This window comes from Undibacterium umbellatum (assembly GCF_014284125.1).
GTDB lineage: Bacteria > Pseudomonadota > Gammaproteobacteria > Burkholderiales > Burkholderiaceae_D > Undibacterium > Undibacterium umbellatum.
On sequence record NZ_JACOFX010000079.1, the window covers coordinates 1 to 342 of the forward strand.

Annotated in this window: 1 pseudogene; it reads left to right on the forward strand. The window is 52.9% G+C overall.

Annotated features, from left to right (window positions below):
* Nucleotides 1–342, forward strand: a pseudogene (locus H8L47_RS29270) (hypothetical protein); the annotation flags it as partial.

A 342-nucleotide genomic window follows, 5' to 3' on the forward strand; every position in this document is an offset into this window, starting at 1 on the left:
AAGCTGCAGGCCGTCTGTCTGCCATTGATGCATCCGCATTCAAAGGCAACCTGACAATCAACCTGGGCAATGGCATCTTCACAACAGGCAAAGCTGACACATCCGGTCAAGTACAAAATGTCACAGTCACAGGCGGTACTGGTGCTGACACATTCTACCTGGCAGACACCATCGAAACAGGTGACAGCCTGACAGGCGGCGACGGCACAGATACTCTGATCATCGTCAACGGCGGTAACGTCACAGCCGGTGCAGCTGGTTCCTCCATCATCACTAAAGTAGAAGCCCTGCAAGTGTTGATGAACAATGCAGCCTCCGTAGTTGACTTCGCCAAACTGCCAG